The 17,648-nt window shown below is 66.5% G+C and carries 11 protein-coding genes; 10 read left to right on the forward strand and 1 reads right to left on the reverse strand.

Annotated features, from left to right (window positions below; all coding sequences use genetic code 11):
* Positions 1 to 94 precede the first annotated feature (94 nt).
* The 9 genes from V6M87_RS14875 (at position 95) to V6M87_RS14915 (ending at position 13,682) form a co-directional block, all read left to right on the forward strand.
* Positions 95 to 1,375, forward strand: a complete 1,281-nt coding sequence (locus V6M87_RS14875) for an MFS transporter (RefSeq protein WP_332877429.1) — start codon at positions 95 to 97, stop codon at positions 1,373 to 1,375.
* Positions 1,376 to 1,396: 21 nt separating this feature from the next.
* Complete coding sequence (locus tag V6M87_RS14880) at positions 1,397 to 3,046, forward strand: NAD(P)-binding protein (protein WP_332877430.1); 1,650 nt, start codon at positions 1,397 to 1,399, stop codon at positions 3,044 to 3,046.
* A complete protein-coding gene (gene nifJ, locus V6M87_RS14885) occupies positions 3,043 to 6,606 on the forward strand; it encodes a pyruvate:ferredoxin (flavodoxin) oxidoreductase (protein ID WP_332877431.1) in 3,564 nt (1,187 codons plus the stop codon). Before V6M87_RS14880 ends, nifJ begins: the two co-directional genes overlap by 4 nt.
* Before the next feature lies 1 nt (position 6,607).
* Positions 6,608 to 7,630, forward strand: a complete 1,023-nt coding sequence (locus V6M87_RS14890; RefSeq protein WP_332877432.1) for a dihydroorotate dehydrogenase-like protein — start codon at positions 6,608 to 6,610, stop codon at positions 7,628 to 7,630.
* Positions 7,627 to 9,021: a bifunctional enoyl-CoA hydratase/phosphate acetyltransferase gene (locus V6M87_RS14895; RefSeq protein WP_332877433.1), complete on the forward strand. Its 1,395-nt coding sequence runs from the start codon at positions 7,627 to 7,629 to the stop codon at positions 9,019 to 9,021. The genes V6M87_RS14890 and V6M87_RS14895 overlap by 4 nt, the downstream gene beginning before the upstream one ends.
* Entirely contained in the window at positions 9,018 to 10,211 is a 1,194-nt protein-coding gene (locus tag V6M87_RS14900) for an acetate/propionate family kinase (protein ID WP_332877434.1), read from the forward strand. Before V6M87_RS14895 ends, V6M87_RS14900 begins: the two co-directional genes overlap by 4 nt.
* Positions 10,208 to 12,097: a molecular chaperone DnaK gene (dnaK, locus tag V6M87_RS14905; protein ID WP_332877435.1), complete on the forward strand. Its 1,890-nt coding sequence runs from the start codon at positions 10,208 to 10,210 to the stop codon at positions 12,095 to 12,097. Before V6M87_RS14900 ends, dnaK begins: the two co-directional genes overlap by 4 nt.
* Before the next feature lie 64 nt (positions 12,098 to 12,161).
* Positions 12,162 to 12,902: a YoaK family protein gene (locus V6M87_RS14910; RefSeq protein WP_332877436.1), complete on the forward strand. Its 741-nt coding sequence runs from the start codon at positions 12,162 to 12,164 to the stop codon at positions 12,900 to 12,902.
* Positions 12,903 to 12,974: 72 nt separating this feature from the next.
* Positions 12,975 to 13,682 carry a PRC-barrel domain-containing protein gene (locus tag V6M87_RS14915; RefSeq protein WP_332877437.1) on the forward strand — a complete coding sequence of 236 codons (708 nt, stop codon included), beginning with the start codon at positions 12,975 to 12,977 and terminating at the stop codon, positions 13,680 to 13,682.
* A 730-nt stretch (positions 13,683 to 14,412) separates the two neighbouring features.
* Here the strand turns inward: V6M87_RS14915 and V6M87_RS14920 are convergent.
* On the reverse strand, positions 14,413 to 15,276 hold the full coding sequence (locus V6M87_RS14920) for an ABC transporter ATP-binding protein (protein WP_332877498.1): 864 nt from the start codon (positions 15,274 to 15,276) through the stop codon (positions 14,413 to 14,415).
* Positions 15,277 to 15,670: 394 nt separating this feature from the next.
* Here V6M87_RS14920 and V6M87_RS14925 point away from each other — a divergent pair, with 394 nt between their 5' ends.
* Positions 15,671 to 17,647, forward strand: coding sequence for a putative bifunctional diguanylate cyclase/phosphodiesterase (locus V6M87_RS14925; protein ID WP_332877438.1), 1,977 nt, complete (start codon positions 15,671 to 15,673; stop codon positions 17,645 to 17,647).
* Position 17,648 lies beyond the last annotated feature (1 nt).

Here is a 17,648-nt window from a genome sequence, read left to right on the forward strand (position 1 = left end):
ACACAGAGACAAGCAGGGTGCGCCGCTACTGTGGCGCATGGATCACCGGGCCGTTGCGAAATGTTCGCGGCGCCGGCAATCCGGGAGACCCGCCATGCCAGCCAGTCCATCCATCCCCGCCAAACGCGGCGAATTCTACCCACTGTTCATCGGCGCCTGGCTACTGTGCGCCGTGTTCTACTTTTTGCAGTACGCGCTGCGCTCGGCGCCCGGCGTCATGGTGCCTGAACTGACCAGCGCCTGGAACCTTTCTGCGCTGGGCTTGAGTTCCCTGCTTGGCCTGTACTACTACACCTATGCCGGCTTTTCCATCATCGCCGGCGCCACGCTGGACCGTTACGGCGCCAGGTATTCGATCCCGGCCGGCATCGCCTGCCTGGCGATCGGCGCCGCGCTGTTCGGGCTGGGCAGCGTGGGCGCGGCCCAGGCCGGGCGCCTGCTGCAAGGCGCCGGCTCGGCTTTCGCGTTTGTCGGCGCGGTGTACCTGGCCGCGCACGGCTTCCCCGCGCGCCTGCTGGCCACGGCCGTGGGCGCCACGCAAATGTTCGGCATGCTGGGCGGCGCCGGCGGCCAATTCATCGTCTCGCCGCTGATCCACGGCACCATCAGCTGGCAGCATTTCTGGCTGGCCGCCGGCGCCATCACGTTGGTGCTGGCCGTGATCACCTTCCTGGCCACACCGCGCGAAGCGGACCGCACCCGCGCCACGCGCGGCACGGTCGGGCAAATGTTCGCACCGTACAAAATCGTCCTGTCGAACCCGCAGTCTTACCTGTGCGGCCTGTGCGCCGGCCTGCTGTTCCTGCCAACCACCATCGGCGACATGATCTGGGGCGTCTCGATGCTGCAGAACGGCTTCGGCGCCGGCCATGCCGACGCCGTCAACCGCGCCGCCATGGTGCCGCTGGGCTGGGTATTCGGGGCGCCGCTGCTGGGCTATGTGGCCGACCGCATGGGACGGCGCAAACCGGTGCTGATCGTCAGCGCCATCGCCATGCTGATCCTGGCCGCTGCCATTTTGTACCTGCCAGCCGGCACGATGCCAGTCTACCTGGGCGGCTTCCTGTTCGGCGTCGTCTCGGGTGCCGCGATGATCCCGTATTCCATCATCAAGGAAGTCAATCCGGACACCGTCAAAGGCAGCGCCACCGGCGCCATGAATTTCCTGGTCTTCACCCTGAGCGCGGTCGCCGCGCCAGTGGCGGGCTGGGTACTGCAGCAGCGCGCCGGCGGTGCCGCGCTGAACCTGCTGGACTTCCAGCAGTGGGGCGGCTGGGGACTGGGCGGCATTGCGGTCGCCATCGTGCTCGCGGTGTTTTTGAAGGAAACCGGCGCGGCGGTGCAAGCGCCGGTCCTCAAGGTCGTGCCGGCCTGAACCTCATTGAAAGCCACCACCATGACCACCCTGTTCCACGACCTCACCCCGCGCCTGGACCCCTTGCGTCACAAGGGCACCGGCCCGCTGCGCACCCAGCGCCCCGCCTACATCCAGCTGCGCGCGCCCTGCAACCAGGCTTGCCCGGCCGGGGAAGACATCCAGGGCTGGCTGGCCCTGGCCCAGGCCGGCGAATTCGAAAACGCCTGGCGCAAGCTGGTTGAAGCGAACCCCATGCCGGCCGTGCACGGGCGCGTCTGCTATCACCCCTGTGAAACCAGCTGCAACCGCAATGAACTCGACAGCGCCGTCAGCATCCACGCCGTCGAGCGCATGCTGGGCGACATGGCGGTCGCCCAGGGCTGGACCATCGCGGTGGCGCGCGACACTGGCAAGCGCGTGCTGGTTATCGGATCCGGGCCGGCCGGACTGGCCGCCGCCTGGCATCTGCGCCGGCTCGGGCACGCGGTCGAAATCCAGGAAGCGGCCAGCGCGCCGGGCGGCATGATGCACTTCGGGATCCCCGCCTACCGCCTGCCGCGCGCCGTGCTGCAACAGGAAATCGACCGCATCGTCGCACTTGGCGTGACGCTGACCCTGAACTGTCCGGTCACCGACCTGGCGGCGGCGCGCGCCGCCGGCAAGTTCGACGCCGTGTTCCTGGCCATCGGCACGCAAATTGGCAGGCGCATCGAGATTCCCGGGCGCGACGCCGGGCACATGCTCACGGCGGTGGGCATGCTGCATGATGCCGCTGCCGGCACACCCGTCAAACTGGGCCGCCGCGTGGCGGTCTACGGCGCCGGCAACACGGCCATGGATGCCGCCCGCACCGCGCGCCGGCTCGGCGCCGAGGAAGCGGTGATCGTCTTCATCAGCGACCGCGCCCACATGGAAGCCCATGCGTTCGAGGCCCAGGAAGCGCAGGACGAAGGGGTCACCGTCAAATGGCTCAGCAGCATCCACGCAGTCGATGCCGGCCAGCTCGAACTGGAAATCATGGCGCTCGACGCCGCCGGCAAGCCACAGCCCACCGGCCAGTTCGAAACCCTGCAAGCAGATTCCGTGGTGCTGGCACTGGGCCAGCAAGCCGACACCCACTTTCTGCGCACGCTGGCCGGGATCGTCATCCAGCCCGACGGCAGCGTGGCAGTGGACGCCAGGCTGATGACGGGCGCCGCGGGCGTGTTCGCCGGCGGCGACCTGGTGCCGGGCGCACGCACGGTCACCTCGGCCACCGGCCACGGTCGCCAGGCAGCCGCCATGATCGACGCATGGCTGGGCGCCAGCGCGCAGCCGGTGGCGCCGGCACCGGCCGTGGTCACCTTCGCCATGCTGAACCTGCCGATCTACGCCGACGCTGCGCGCGCCGCGCAAACCGAACTGGCCGCCAGCGTGCGCGTGGCCGGTTTCGATGAAGTCACGGCCGGGCTGGACGCCGCCAGCGCGCGCCGCGAAGCACAGCGCTGCCTGTCGTGCGGGAATTGCTTCGAGTGCGACAACTGCTACGCCGCCTGTCCCGAAGACGCCATTCAAAAACTGGGGCCTGGGATGGGCTACCGCGTGCTGCTCAATGCCTGCACCGGCTGCACCGTCTGCGTCGACCAATGTCCCTGCCATGCCATGGAAATGGTGGCAGAGCCAGTCAATCTTACCGAGGTTACAGCATGAGCCAGCGCATCACCATCGATGGCAACGGCGCCGTCGCCCACATCGCCTACCGCGTCAATGAAGTCTGCGCGATCTACCCGATCACGCCCTCGTCGACGATGGCCGAACTGGCCGACGAATGGTCGGCCGGCGGCGTCGCCAATATCTGGGGCAACATCCCCGTGGTCCAGGAAATGCAGAGCGAAGGCGGCGCCGCCGGCGCGGTGCACGGCGCACTGCAGGCCGGCGCCCTGACCACCACGTTTACCTCGTCGCAGGGTCTGCTGCTGATGCTGCCGAATATGTTCAAAATTGCCGGTGAATTGACCTCGACCGTGTTCCACGTGGCCGCGCGCGCCGTGGCCACGCAGGCGCTGTCGATCTTCGGCGACCACACCGACGTGATGGCGGTGCGCGGCACCGGCTTTGCCATGTTGTCATCGAGCTCAGTGCAGGAAGCCCACGACAGCGCCCTGATCGCGCAAGCCGCCACCCTCGAGAGCCGCGTGCCCTTCCTGCACTTTTTTGATGGCTTTCGCACCTCGCACGAATTGAACACCATCGATTTCGTGCCGGACGAGGCGATTCGCGCGATGATCGACGACAAGCTGGTACGCGCCCACCGCGCCCGCGCGCTCAGTCCCGAGGCGCCGTTCATCCGCGGCACCGCGCACAATCCGGACACCTTTTTCCAGGCGCGCGAGAGCGTCACGCCGTATTACCAGAAGCTGCCGGAAATCGTGCAGCAGGCCATGGACCGCTTCGCCAAACTGACCGGGCGCCAGTATCACCTGTTCGACTACAGCGGCGCGCCGGATGCGCAGCGCGTCCTGGTGCTGATGGGCTCGGGCGCCGAAACTGCAGCCGCCGTGGCCAGGGTGCTGGCCGCGCGCGGTGAATCGGTCGGCGTGCTGCAGGTACGCCTGTTCCGCCCATTTTCCGCGGCCCACCTGCTGGCCGCCCTGCCCGCCTCCTGCACCCGCGTCACCGTGCTGGAACAGGCCAAGGAGCCGGGTGCGGCGGGCGAACCCTTGTACCTCGATGTGGTCAGCACGCTGGCCCATGCGGTCGGGCGCGGCGAACGCGCAGCAATGCCGCTGGTAACCGGCGGGCGCTATGGCCTGGGCTCGAAAAACTTCAGCCCAGGGATGGCAAAAGCGGTGTTCGATGAACTGGCGGCAGAGCGGCCGAAGAACAGCTACACGATCGGCATCGACGACGATGTCTCGCACAGCAGCCTGGCCTGGGACCCCGATTTCAGCCTCGCCAGCGGCGACCAGGTCGAAGCCGTGTTTTACGGCCTGGGCGCCGACGGCACCGTGGGCGCCAACAAGAACAGCGCCAAGATCCTCGGCGAAGACGCGGGCCGCTTCGCCCAGGCATACTTTGTCTACGATTCGCACAAATCCGGCGCGCAGACGGTGTCGCACCTGCGCTTCGGCACCCTGCCGATCCATGCGCCCTACCTGATCGAGCGCGCCAGCTTCGTCGCCTGCCACCAGTTCCACTTCCTGCTGCGGCAAGACCTGCTGGCCATTGCCGCGCCGGGTGCGATTTTCCTGCTCAATACCGTGTATGGCCCGGACGATGTGTGGGCGCACCTGCCGCTGCCGGTGCAGCAGCAAATCATCGACAAGCATTTGCAGTTGCACGTCATCGACGCGTCGCTGGCCGCGCGTGAGGCCGGCTTGCCGGGCCTGACCAACACGATTTTGCAGACCTGCTTTTTTGCGCTGTGCGGCGTGCTGCCGCGTGAAGAAGCCATCACCCGCATCAAGGAATCGATCCAACACAGCTACGCGCGCAAGGGCGACGCCGTGGTGCAGGCCAATTTTGCCGCCGTCGACGGGGCGCTGGCGCGCCTGCACCCCGTCACGCTGCCGGATACCGTCAGCGGCAACGTCCAGATCCCGCCCATCGTGCCGGCCAGCGCGCCCGTCTTCGTGCGCAAGTTCATTGCGATCGCCATGCAGGGCCGCGGCGACCAGCTGCCGGTCAGCGCCATGCCCGCCGACGGCACCTACCCGAGCGCCACGGCCAGGTTCGAGAAACGCAATATCTCGGACTTCATCCCGGTGTGGGAGCAAGACCTGTGCATCCAGTGCGGCGAATGCAGCGTGGTGTGTCCGCACAGCGTGATCCGCGCGCGCTACTACCATGAAGATTTGCTGGCCGGCGCGCCCGCCGCGTTCCGCTCGGCGCCGGTGAATGCGCGCGGTTATCCGGAAACCCGCTTCACGCTGCAGATCTACGCCGAAGACTGCACCGGCTGCGGCCTGTGCATCGAAGTCTGCCCGGCCCACAGCCCCGTGGTGCCGGACCTGAAAGCGCTCAATCTGCGCGACAAGGCGCCGCTGCTGGCAGGCGAACGGCTGGCCATCGGCTTCTTCGAGGGCCTGCCAGTCAACGACCGCGCGCGCGTCAACTTTTCCAAGGTCAGCGGCGTGCAGTTCCTCGAGCCGACCTTTGAATTCTCCGGCGCCTGCGCCGGTTGCGGCGAAACGCCCTACATCAAGCTGCTGTCGCAGTTGTTCGGCGACCGCGCCATGATCGCCAACGCCACCGGCTGCTCGTCAATCTACGGCGGCAACCTGCCGGTCACGCCATGGTCGACCAACAGCGAGGGGCGCGGTCCGGCCTGGTCGAATTCGCTGTTTGAAGACAATGCCGAATTCGGCCTGGGCTTTCGCCTGGCCGCCGACAAGCACCTGGCGCTGGCGCGCGCGCTGCTGCTCGCGCTGTCAAGCGCGGTCGGCCCCCAGCTGGCGCAGGCCATCCTGGATGCTGACCAGACCGACGAATCGGCGATCCGCGCCCAGAGAACGCGCGTGGCGCTACTCAAAACCGCGCTGCTGGCAATCGACAGCGAAGCGGCGCGCGACCTGCTGTCGGTGATCGACCATCTGGTCCGGCGCAGCATCTGGCTGGTCGGCGGCGACGGCTGGGCCTATGACATCGACTCCGGCGGGCTCGATCACGTGCTGGCCAGCGGGCGCGACGTGAATGTGCTGGTGCTCGACACCGAGGTGTATTCAAACACCGGCGGTCAGGCCTCGAAGGCGACCCCGCTCGGCGCCGTGGCCAAATTCGCCAGCGCCGGCAAGCGCACGGCGCGCAAGGACCTAGCGCTGCAGGCCATGGCATACGGGAATGTGTACGTGGCGCAGGTGGCGATGGGCGCGAATGCGCAGCAGACGCTGCAGGCATTTCGCGAAGCCGAAGCGTATCCGGGCCCGTCGATCATCCTCGCCTACAGCCACTGCATCGCGCACGGCATCGACATGCGCCAGGGCATGCACCAGCAAGACCTGGCCGTGGCCTGCGGTTACTGGCCGCTGCTGCGCTTCAGTCCCACGATGGCCGACGCCGGGCGCAACCCGTTCCGGCTCGATTCGCCGCGCCCGTCGGTGCCGTTCAGCCGCTATGCCGACAATGAAATCCGCTACACCTCGCTGGCGCGCAGCCAGCCCGCTGTCTCTGCCGAACTGATGGCCGCGGCCCAGCTGTCCGTAACAAATAAATACCGCCAGTACGAAGACCTGGCCAGCGACACCGCGCGCTACACCCAACAAGGAGTTTGAAATGGATTTGAGAACCAACTACATGGGCCTGCAGTTGCCTTCGCCTCTGGTGGCGTCGGCGTCGCCCCTGACCGCCGACCTGGCGTCGCTGTTGCTGCTGCAGGATGCCGGCGCCGGTGCAGTGGTGCTGCCCTCGCTGTTCGCCGAGCAGATCGAGGACGAAACGCGCCGCCACATCGCCCTGTCGATGGCCGGCGCCGACAGCTCGCCGGAAGCGCGCAGCTATCTGTCAGCGCCGGATGCGGACGAAACGCAGGCGCATCGTTACCTCGACCTGGTCCGGCGCGCCAGCACCGAACTGACGATTCCCGTCATCGCCAGCCTGAATGGCGCCACGGAAGAGAACTGGACTGACTATGCGCGCCAGCTCGAGGATGCCGGCGCCAGCGCGCTGGAGCTGAACATTTATTTCATCGCCGCCGACCTGACGCTGGACGGGCGCGCCATCGAAGCGCGCTACCTGCACATCGTGCAGGCGGTGCGCCGGCGCGTGCGGATTCCAATCGCCGTCAAGCTCAGCCCCTACTTCAGCGCGCCCGGCAATTTCGCGCTCCAACTGGCGCAGGCCGGCGCCGATTCTCTGGTGCTGTTCAACCGTTTCTACCAGCCGGACATCGATACGGTGCGCCTGAAGCTGCGCAACAACCTGGAACTGTCACGTTCGTCCGAGATGCGCCTGGCGCTGCTGTGGACCGGCATCCTGCACGGGCGCATCAATGCCTCGCTGGCAGCGAGCACCGGCGTGGACACGCCCGACAACGTGGTCCAGTACCTGCTGGCCGGCGCCGACGTCGTGATGACCACCTCGTCCCTGCTGCGCCACGGCGCCGCGCACATGCGCACCCTGGTCGACGGCCTGGCCGCCTGGCTGGGCAACCGTGGCATGACCGACCTGTGCGCCATGCGCGGCATGCTCAGCCAGCGCAACATCGCCGATCCGGAAGAATACCAGCGCGCCAACTACCGCAAGATCCTGGCCGGTTACGGGGCCGCGCCGGCCTACCAGGAAGGGAGCATCCAATGACCATGCTGGTCAACCATCCGTTTTCGGAGATCAAGGCCGGCGACAGCGCCACGCTCACCCGCACGCTGACGCGCCACGACATCGAGATGTTCGCCATCATGTCCGGTGAAGTCCATCCCGCCGACGTCGATGCGGCATGGGCCGCGAGCGACCGCTTCCTGCAAATTGTGGCGCATGGCATGTGGGGCGGCACACTCATTTCCACCGTGCTGGGCACCCAACTGCCCGGCCCCGGCACCGTGCTGCTGCACCAGGCGCTTGACTTCCTGGTGCCGGTGGCGGTCGGCGACCGGGTCGCCGTGTCGGTCAAGGTCGAGGCCATGGACCCGGTGCACGAGAGCGTGCGCCTGACCTGCGCCGTGCTCAACCAGCGCGGCGAAACCGTCATTGCCGGCACCGCAGTGGTGATCGCGCCGCACGAAAAGCAGACCCGCGCCCGCGTGATGCTGCCGGCGCACGAGCCACGCGAAGGCGGCAGCGGCTACCGCAAACTGATTGCCATGACAGCCGGCATGGCGCCTTTGAGGACAGCCGTGGTGCACCCGGTCGATACCACCTCGCTCGGCGCGGCGCTCGAAGCGGCCAGGCTGGCACTGATCGTGCCGGTGCTGGTCGGGCCGGTGCAAAAGATCCATGCGGCAGCGGCGGCCGGTGGTTTCGACCTGACCGGCATCGAGATCGTCGACGTCGAACACAGCGCAGCAGCGGCCGAAGCAGCCGCCATGATGGCCGGCGCCGGCCAGGTCGAAGCGCTGATGAAAGGCGCGCTGCATACCGATGAACTGATGCACGCGGTGCTGGCCGCCCCGGCCCGCCTGCGCACCGGGCGCCGCATGAGCCACGTGTTCGCCATCGATGCGCCAGCCTACCCGCGCGCGCTGTTCATCACCGACGCAGCGCTGAACCTGACGCCCGATCTGACCACCAAGCGCGACATCGTGCAGAACGCCATCGACCTGGTGCGCGCGCTGGGCATCGTGCGCCCGCGCGTGGCGGTGTTGTGCGCCGTCGAGACGGTCAACCCGGCCATGCCGTCGACGCTCGACGCGGCTGCGCTGTGCAAGATGGCCGAACGCGGCCAGATCACCGGTGCGCTGGTCGATGGCCCGCTGGCCTTTGACAATGCCGTCTCGGCGCAGGCGGCCCTGATCAAGGGCATCATCTCGCCGGTGGCCGGCCACGCCGACATTTTGCTGGTGCCGGACGTGGAAGCCGGCAACATGCTGGCCAAGCAGCTCGAATACCTGGGCGGCGCGCAAATGGCCGGCATCGTGCTGGGCGCGCGCGTGCCGATCATCCTCACCAGCCGGGCCGACCCGACGCTGGCGCGCCTGGGTTCCTGCGCCATCGCTCTGCTGCTGGCGCGCCACGTACCAGGCTTGCCATCATGAGGGCGGCGATACTGGTACTCAATGCCGGCTCGTCCAGCCTGAAGTTTTCGCTGTATGCCGCGCGGCCCGAGTTGCTGTTGTGTTGCGGCCAGATCGCGGCAGTGGCAGGCGCCGTGACGCTGCATGCCAGCGATGTTGCCGGCACCGCCAAAGTTGAGCGCACGCTGGACCCCGCCAGCGACCCGGCCGGCTGGCCCACCGTGCTGCTGGACTGGATCGCCAGCGCTTACCCGCAGGTCACCTTGGCGGCGGCCGCGCACCGGGTGGTGCACGGCGGCCCGCGCTACACCGCGCCGGTACTGATCGACGCCGAGGTGCTCAAGGAACTGCGGCGCCTGACGCCGCTCGCGCCGCTGCACCAGCCGCACGCACTGGACGCGATCGCGACCCTGATGGCGGGCCACCCCGCCCTGCCCCAGATTGCCTGCTTCGACACCGCTTTCCACCACACCCTGCCACTGGTGGAAAGCAGCTTTTCCCTGCCGCGCGCGCTGACCCAAGAGGGCCTGCGCCGCTACGGCTTCCACGGCCTGTCGTACGAATACATCGCCGGCCGCCTGCCCGAAGAACTGGGCGCGCGCACTGCCGCTGGCCGCGTCGTGGTCGCCCACCTGGGCGCTGGCGCCAGCATGTGCGCGCTGCTGGACGGGCGCAGCATCGCCACCACCATGAGCCTGACGCCGCTCGACGGCCTGCCGATGGCCACGCGCTGCGGCGCCATCGATCCCGGCGCCGTGCTCTATCTACTGCAGGAAAAAGGCCTCAGCGCCGAACGCTTGGCCGACCTGCTGTACCACGACAGCGGCCTCTTCGGCGTGTCCGGCATCAGCGGCGACATGCAGGTGCTGCTGGCCAGCGACGCGCCCGCCGCGCTTGAAGCGGTGGACCTGTTCGTCTACCGCATCGGGCGCGAACTCGGCTCGCTGGCCGCGGCACTCGGCGGCCTCGATGCGCTGGTGTTCACCGGCGGCATTGGCGAACACGCCGCGCAGATCCGCCAACGCGTCTGCGAAGGCGCGCGCTGGCTCGGCATCGAGGTCGACACGGTCGCCAACGCGGCCCACGGCCCGCGCGTAACCCGTCCTGACAGCCGCGTGTCGGCATGGGTCATTCCCACCGACGAAGACGACATCATCATGCGCCACACCCACACACTGCTGCAACTTCACCCACCAAGGAAAACATCATGAGCAAAATAATCGGTATCGATCTGGGCACCACCAACTCCTGCGTCGCCGTTATGGAAAACGGCCAGCCCAAGGTCATCGACAATGCCGAAGGCACGCGCACCACGCCGTCCATCATCGCCTACCAGCAGGACGGCGAAATCCTGGTTGGCGCGGCGGCCAAGCGCCAGGCCGTGACCAACCCGAAGAACACGCTGTACGCCGTCAAGCGCCTGATCGGCCGCAAGTTCGACGAGAAGGAAGTGCAGAAGGACATCGGCCTGATGCCGTTCTCCATCGTCAAGGCCGACAACGGCGACGCCTGGATCAGCGTGCGCGACAAAAAAATGGCGCCGCCGCAAATCTCGGCCGAAGTGCTGCGCAAGATGAAAAAGACCGCCGAAGACTACCTCGGCGAGCCGGTCACGGAAGCGGTCATCACGGTGCCGGCTTATTTCAATGACGCCCAGCGCCAGGCCACCAAGGACGCCGGCCGCATCGCGGGTCTCGACGTGAAACGCATCATCAACGAGCCAACCGCCGCGGCGCTGGCCTTCGGCATGGACAAGAACCAGCAAGGCGACCGCAAGATCGCCGTGTATGACCTGGGCGGCGGCACCTTCGACGTGTCGATCATCGAAATCGCCGCGCTCGACGGCGAAAAGCAGTTCGAAGTGCTGGCCACCAACGGCGACACCTTCCTCGGCGGCGAAGACTTCGACCAGCGCATCATCGACCACATCATCGACACCTTCAAGACCCAGCACGGCATCGACCTTAAAAAAGACCCGATTGCGCTGCAGCGCATCAAGGCCTCCGCTGAACGGGCCAAGATCGAACTGTCGTCGACCCAGCAGACCGACATCAACGAGCCATACATCGCCATGGCCAATGGCGCGCCTGTGCACCTGTCGATGACGCTCACGCGCGCCAAACTCGAGGCGCTGGTGGAAGACCTGATCGAGGCGACCATCGCACCGTGCCGCACGGCGATCAAGGACGCCGGCGTGACGGTCGACCAGATCGACGACATCATCCTGGTCGGCGGCATGACGCGCATGCCGAAGGTGCAGCAAAAGGTCAAGGAATTCTTCGGCAAGGAGCCGCGCAAGGACGTCAACCCGGACGAAGCGGTGGCCGTGGGCGCCGCGATTCAGGGCTCGGTGCTGTCGGGCGACCGCAAGGACCTGCTGCTGCTGGATGTGACGCCGCTTTCGCTCGGCATTGAAACCATGGGCGGCGTGATGACCAAGATGATCGCCAAGAACACCACCATCCCGACCAAGTTCAGCCAGGTGTTTTCGACTGCCGATGACAACCAGGCAGCCGTCACCATCAAGATCTTCCAGGGCGAGCGCGAGATCGCCGCGGGCAACAAGGCGCTTGGTGAATTCAACCTCGAAGGCATTGCGCCGGCCTCGCGCGGCACGCCGCAGATCGACGTCACCTTCGATATCGACGCCAACGGCATCCTGCACGTGGGCGCAAAAGACAAAGCCACCGGCAAGGAAAACAAGATCACCATCAAAGCCAATTCCGGCCTGACGGAGCAGGAAATCCGCAACATGGTGCTGGACGCCGAACAGAATGCCGAAGCCGACCACGCCACCCGCCTGCTGGCCGAAGCGCGCAACAAGAGCGAAGCGGCGATCCACACGGTGCGCAAAACCATCACCACGCTCGGTGCCAGTGCCGACGCCGACGCAGTGCGCAAGGTCGAGTTGCTGATCATCGAAGTGGAAGCGGCGCTCGATGCGGCCAATCTGACCCTGGTCGAAAGCCGCACCGAGGCCCTGCAGGAAGCGGCGGCCGGCTTGCAGAAACCTGCCGCCAGCGCGCAGCAACAGCAGCCAGAGGCGGCCCACGCCGAGGAAGCGGTCGACGCCGATTTCAAGGATGTGAGCCAATAAACCACGAGGGATGCGCCGGGAAGGCGCAGAATGGAACGCCCAAGGTTCCATTCCCCTCAAGCTTATGTCCACACTACCCATTCAGTATCTGTCGACACTGACCGCCAAACCACGCACCCGGCGCGCCGACCTGCACATTGGCGTCATCCTGACCTTCGTGGCAGGTGCCCTCAACGCCGGGGGTTTTCTCGCGATTGGCCAGTACACCTCGCATATCACCGGCATGGTCTCCGCTCTCGCCGACCAGCTGGTGCTGCGCCATTTCGAACTGGCCGGCATTGCGGCAGTGTCATGGATCGCCTTTGTCAGCGGCGCCGCCAGCACGGCCCTGATGGTCAATTACCTGCGCCGCAGCGGCGTGCGCAACCTGTACGCCATTCCCCTGCTGGTCGAGGCCGTGCTGATCCTGCTGTTCGGGACCTTCGGCGGCACACTCAAACAGCATGAACTGGCCGACGTCTCGCTGGCCGTCATCACCCTGTGTTTTACCATGGGTCTGCAGAACGCCCTGATCACCAAGATCTCCAGGGCGGAAATCCGCACCACCCACCTGACCGGGCTGACCACCGACCTGGGCATCGAAATTGGCAAGCTGCTGTACTGGAACCGCACCCATCCGGATGACGCAGAAGACGCGGTGCACGCCGACCGCGTCAGGCTGCGTATCCACGCCACGCTGATTGCATCGTTCCTCGGCGGCGGCATCGCCGGTGCGCTGTGTTTTAACTATGCCGGCTTCATGTCGACGGTGCCGTTGGCGCTGGCGCTGGCCGCGATTGCCATCGCGCCCGCACTGGAACGCTAAGCGGCCAGCCACACAGAGTGCGAATGGGGTTTCCAGCAGGATGGGTGTCTTACAACCCATCAGGAAACCACCATGATCACCCGCCCCTCCCGCATCGCTGTCTCAGCCTGCCTGCTCGGCGCCCTGTTCGCTTCCAGCCAGGCCAGCGCGCAGCAGCCTGGTACCGCTGCCGTCGTCAGCATGACCCTGCCGGCCTCGGCTGAGCCGGTACAAGGCTGGAGCATGCGCCACGGCCTGATGGGCCGCCCGGTGTACGCCTCGCCCGATGGCAAACAGATCGGCACGGTGGTCGACGTCATCGTCACCTCGGCCGCCGCGCCATACGTGCTGATCATCGGCGTCGGCGGGTTCCTTGAAGTGGGCGGGCACGCGGTGGCGATTCCACGCGACGACCTGGTCGAACAGGGTGGCCTGCTGGTAATGCCCGGCGCCAGCCGCGCGTCGCTCAAGGCCATGCCGCGCTTTACGTACTCGCAAGCGACCATCCAGCGCGCCCAATTCATTCGCGCGACGTCGATGCAGCTGGCCCGCGCCAACGCACAACTGGCACGGCTGCAAAGGAAAGCCACCGCGGCAAGCGGCGCCGCCAGGGTGCAGCTCGAGCAGGACAATGCCGCCTTCCAGGCCGATATCACTGCCGCCGAAGACAAGCTGGCGGATCTCGAAAAAGCCGAAGCGGCGCGCTGGGCGCTGCTGCGCGAAGACGTGGAGAAAGCCATTGCACGGGTGCGCGCCGGCATGGGACACCCGAAAGCTGTGCCTGCAGCGGCGCGCCCTTGAGCCTGCGCGCGCAGGCAGCGCTGCTACTCGCGCTGGGCACGGCGTCCGGCTGGACCGGCGCGCTGGCCGCAGCGGTCGACTTGACAGCACCGCAGTGGACGGCGCAGTTCGCGCGCGAGGTCGACCATCGTCTGGTGGTACCGGCAGACGCGCAGGCGCGCTACGCGGCCTTGCTGAACCAGGCGCTGGCCGAGGCCGGCATCGCGGCGCCGGCCCAGGTGGTGTTGCTGGTCGACCGCAGTGCGCAGGTGCAGGCGGCCTTCCTCATGCTGCATACGGATGCCGATGCCTGGCTGCTGATCGGCGCGACGGCGGTGTCGACCGGTAAGGTCGGCACCTACAACCATTTCCTCACGCCGCTGGGCGTGTTTCCGCACACGCTGGACAACCCGGATTTCCGCGCCGAGGGCACCCTCAATGAAAACCACATCCGCGGCTACGGCCGGCGCGGCATGCGCGTGTTCGACTTCGGCTGGCAGCAGGCGCAGCGTGGCTGGGGCACCGGCGCCGTCAGCCAGATGCGCCTGCAAATGCACGCCACCGATCCGAATGTGCTGGAACAGCGCCTGGGCAAGGTGGCGTCGGAAGGCTGCATCCGCATCCCGGCAACCTTGAATAGCTTCCTCGATACGCACGGCATGCTCGATGCGGCCTACGAACAGGCCATCGCCGCCGGCGACAAGGTATGGGTGCTCAATCCAGAGCGCCAGACCATTGCGCAGCCGGGCCGCTACATGGTGATTGTCGATTCGCTGGCCGAGGTCAGGCCGGCATGGTCGCCCGCGCCGGGCACGGTTGCGGCTGGCCCTGGCGCCAGGCCGAGGTCTTCGGCAAAGGTGGGGCCGGGATAGTCGAACGGCACCGGGCCATCCTTCGCGCCGTTTATGAACTGCACCACGTAGGGCAGGCGCGAGGCGCGGATTTGCGCCGGCGTGCCGTGCGCGATGATGCTGCCACCGGACAGGAAATAGATGCTGTCGGCCATCGCCAGCGATTCCGCGACATCGTGCGAGACCACGATCGAGGTCAGGCCGAGGGCATCATTGAGTTTGCGGATCAGGTTGGCGATGACGCCCTTGGCGATCGGATCGAGGCCGGCAAACGGTTCGTCGTACATGACCAGTGGCGGGTCGAGCGCGATGGTGCGGGCCAGCGCCACGCGGCGCGCCATGCCACCGGACAGCTGGGCCGGTTTCAGCTGGGCGGCATTGCGCAGGCCGACCACCTGCAATTTCAACAACACCAGGTCGCGGATCATGCTCTCGGGCAGATCCGTGTTTTCGCGCAAGGGAAAGGCGACGTTGTCGAACGCCGTCAGGTCGGTGAACAGCGCGCCCTGCTGGAACAGCATGCCCATTTTGCGGCGCAGCGCGTACAGACCGGCCGTGTTGTTGGTGTCAAGCAAGACCTTATCGATCCGGATCTGGCCCGCTTGCGCCCGTAGCATGCCGCCGATCAGGCGCAAGATGGTGGTCTTGCCAGAGCCGGAGCCGCCCATGATGACGGTCAATTTCCCCCTTGGAAAGGTCATGTTCAGGTCAGTCAGGATGGCCCGCTGGCCAAACGCGAAATGCACGCCCGTGATCTCGACCATGTTGTCGGCGGGCGCCGGCGCTGGCTTGGGGCTGGCAGCAATGCCGGCGGCAGCGCGGGGGATGTGGGTGCAGTCAGGCGCCATGGCGGGTCCAGTCGGTCGAGCCACGCCTGCGACAGGCAGGATTGCCATTGGCGGGTTCTGTGGCCCAGTGTGCCGACCCGCGCCCTCACACTCGGTGTGGCTGCGCGCTTAGTGTTACGAAAGTGACGCCAACCCGCGCCGCCGTGTTGCTGCAGCGCCGCACCCACCGCAGCTGACCCGGGCGCGCGGCAGTATTTTAAAACCCGCGGGGCGCGTCGATCAAGCGGCCATGCTAGTATTTCGTTTAAGAAATATACGCGAAATAGCGCATCCCGCCGTTTTCGCCATCCCGGCGATCCTGGAGTCCATCTTGCGTTTCACAACCCAGCTGTGGCACGAAAAGCTCAGAAATCACCTGCCAGGCATCCTGGTCAATGCTGCCGCCATTGCGGCCTTCGCCGTGATTGTGCGCCATTCGACTGTCCAGTGGGTGGCTGGCTGGACCATGACAGGGCTGCTCTGGTGCGTGCTGCGCGTGCTGGTGCACCGCGCCTGCCAGCGCTGGGCAACACGCCATCCGGATGGCGCCGCGCCGGGGGCGCAGCAAGTCCTGCTGGCAGGCGGCCTGCTCGGCTCGGCCGCCTTGTGGGCCCTGGCCGCCTGCCTCGGGCTGCCCGCCTTCAGCGTGAGCGAGCAATTTACGGTACTGGTCGTCCTCGCGGCCCTCGCGGGCGGCGCCACCGGCACCCTTGCCAGCATGCCCATCATCGGCAAAATCTACATCGGCATCCTGCTGGCGCCCAGTTGCGCCCAGTTGCTGCTGCTGCCGGACGAAAAAATGAACGTGCTCGGCCTGATCGGCCTGGTCTTTGCCGTCGTCATGATGAATAGCCAGAACAACAATTTCCGGCTGCTGCGCACGACGCTTGCGCTCACCAGCGACAAGGAAGAATTGATCCGCCAGTTGTCGGAAAAGAACCAGCAGATCTTGCAGGTCAATGACGGCCTCGAACAGACCGTTGCCGCCCGTACCGCACAACTCGAGTTTCTGGCCAATCACGACCCGCTGACCGGCCTGCTCAACCGGCGCGGTTTCATGTCCTACCCGTTTGCCCACCGCCATACCGGGCGGCACAAGACCATCATCTTCATCGACCTCGACCACTTCAAGGATATCAATGACGGGATGGGCCACGCGTTTGGCGACCTGTTGCTGCGGGCGGTCTCCGACCGCCTGCAGGAGGTGATGGCCGAACTGGCGCTGACCACCAGTGCCGCCGACCCTGCCGTATGCCGCTGGGGCGGCGACGAATTCGTGGTGTGCCTCACGCGGCCGGCCGGCCAGCCGGGCGCCAGCGCCGCCGAGTACCAGCGCATGCACGCACGCCTGTCCAGCCCGTTCCAGCTGGGCGAGCACAAGCTGCCGGTCGGCATGAGCATGGGGATCTTCGAGCGTGCCGGCAATGCCGCCTTCGACCTGCACCAGGCCCTGATGTTTGCCGACATCGCCACAGCGGACGCCAAGAAGCTGGGGCGCGGGCGCCTGTCGTTTTATTCGGAGCGCTCGTACGAACTGCAGCAGCGCCGCCTGCGACTGACCCTGGCGCTGGCGCATGCGCACCAGGACGGCTCCTTGCACTTGCTGTTCCAGCCCATCGTGGCGGCGCACGACGGCGCGGTGGTGGCCTACGAAGCGCTGCTGCGCTGGACCCACCCCGAACTGGGCGCCGTCGGGCCGGACGAATTCATTCCGCTGGCTGAAAACGCAAATACCATCCTGTCGATCGGGCGCTGGGTGCTGGAACAGGCCTGTCAGCTCGCGCAAGGGTGGCCGGCAGGGGCCGACGCGACGGCGCCGCCCAAGGTGGCCGTGAATACCTCGATCCGCCAGCTGATCCAGCCCGATTTTGCCGACCTGGTTGGCGCCACGCTGGCGCACAGCGGACTGGCGCCGGCGCAGCTGATCATCGAGGTCACCGAAACTGTCCTCGACGAGCGCAATATGGCGAGCGCCCTGGACACGCTGACGGCAGTCCATGCACTGGGCGTGGAAATTCACCTCGATGACTTCGGCACCGGCTACTCGTCGCTGTCACGCCTGCGCCAGCTCCCCCTCGACGCCATCAAGATCGACAGAAGCTTCGTGATGCACATGGATGAAAAATCGGTGGCAGTCATTGAAGCGGCGGTGTTGATCGCCGACCGTTACGGCCTGCGCGTCATCGCCGAAGGCGTCGAAACAGCGCAACAACTGGCCATCCTGCGCACCAAGGGCATCGACGAACTGCAAGGCTATTACTTCGGCCGTCCCGCCGCCCTTCCCCTCCAGAGCGCACAAGCGGCCTGAC

The sequence above is a fragment of the Massilia sp. S19_KUP03_FR1 genome, from assembly GCF_036688685.1.
Taxonomy (GTDB): domain Bacteria; phylum Pseudomonadota; class Gammaproteobacteria; order Burkholderiales; family Burkholderiaceae_D; genus JALYUM01.

Excerpts from the sequence above, each read along its gene's own strand:
- V6M87_RS14915 (WP_332877437.1), top strand. The coding sequence starts at position 12,975 with ATGATCACCCGCCCCTCCCGCATCGCTGTCTCAGCCTGCCTGCTCGGC.
- nifJ (WP_332877431.1), top strand. The coding sequence starts at position 3,043 with ATGAGCCAGCGCATCACCATCGATGGCAACGGCGCCGTCGCCCACATC.
- V6M87_RS14895 (WP_332877433.1), top strand. The coding sequence starts at position 7,627 with ATGACCATGCTGGTCAACCATCCGTTTTCGGAGATCAAGGCCGGCGAC.
- V6M87_RS14880 (WP_332877430.1), top strand. The coding sequence starts at position 1,397 with ATGACCACCCTGTTCCACGACCTCACCCCGCGCCTGGACCCCTTGCGT.
- V6M87_RS14875 (WP_332877429.1), top strand. The coding sequence starts at position 95 with ATGCCAGCCAGTCCATCCATCCCCGCCAAACGCGGCGAATTCTACCCA.
- dnaK (WP_332877435.1), top strand. The coding sequence starts at position 10,208 with ATGAGCAAAATAATCGGTATCGATCTGGGCACCACCAACTCCTGCGTC.
- V6M87_RS14900 (WP_332877434.1), top strand. The coding sequence starts at position 9,018 with ATGAGGGCGGCGATACTGGTACTCAATGCCGGCTCGTCCAGCCTGAAG.
- V6M87_RS14920 (WP_332877498.1), bottom strand. The coding sequence starts at position 15,276 with ATGGTCGAGATCACGGGCGTGCATTTCGCGTTTGGCCAGCGGGCCATC.
- V6M87_RS14910 (WP_332877436.1), top strand. The coding sequence starts at position 12,162 with ATGTCCACACTACCCATTCAGTATCTGTCGACACTGACCGCCAAACCA.
- V6M87_RS14890 (WP_332877432.1), top strand. The coding sequence starts at position 6,608 with ATGGATTTGAGAACCAACTACATGGGCCTGCAGTTGCCTTCGCCTCTG.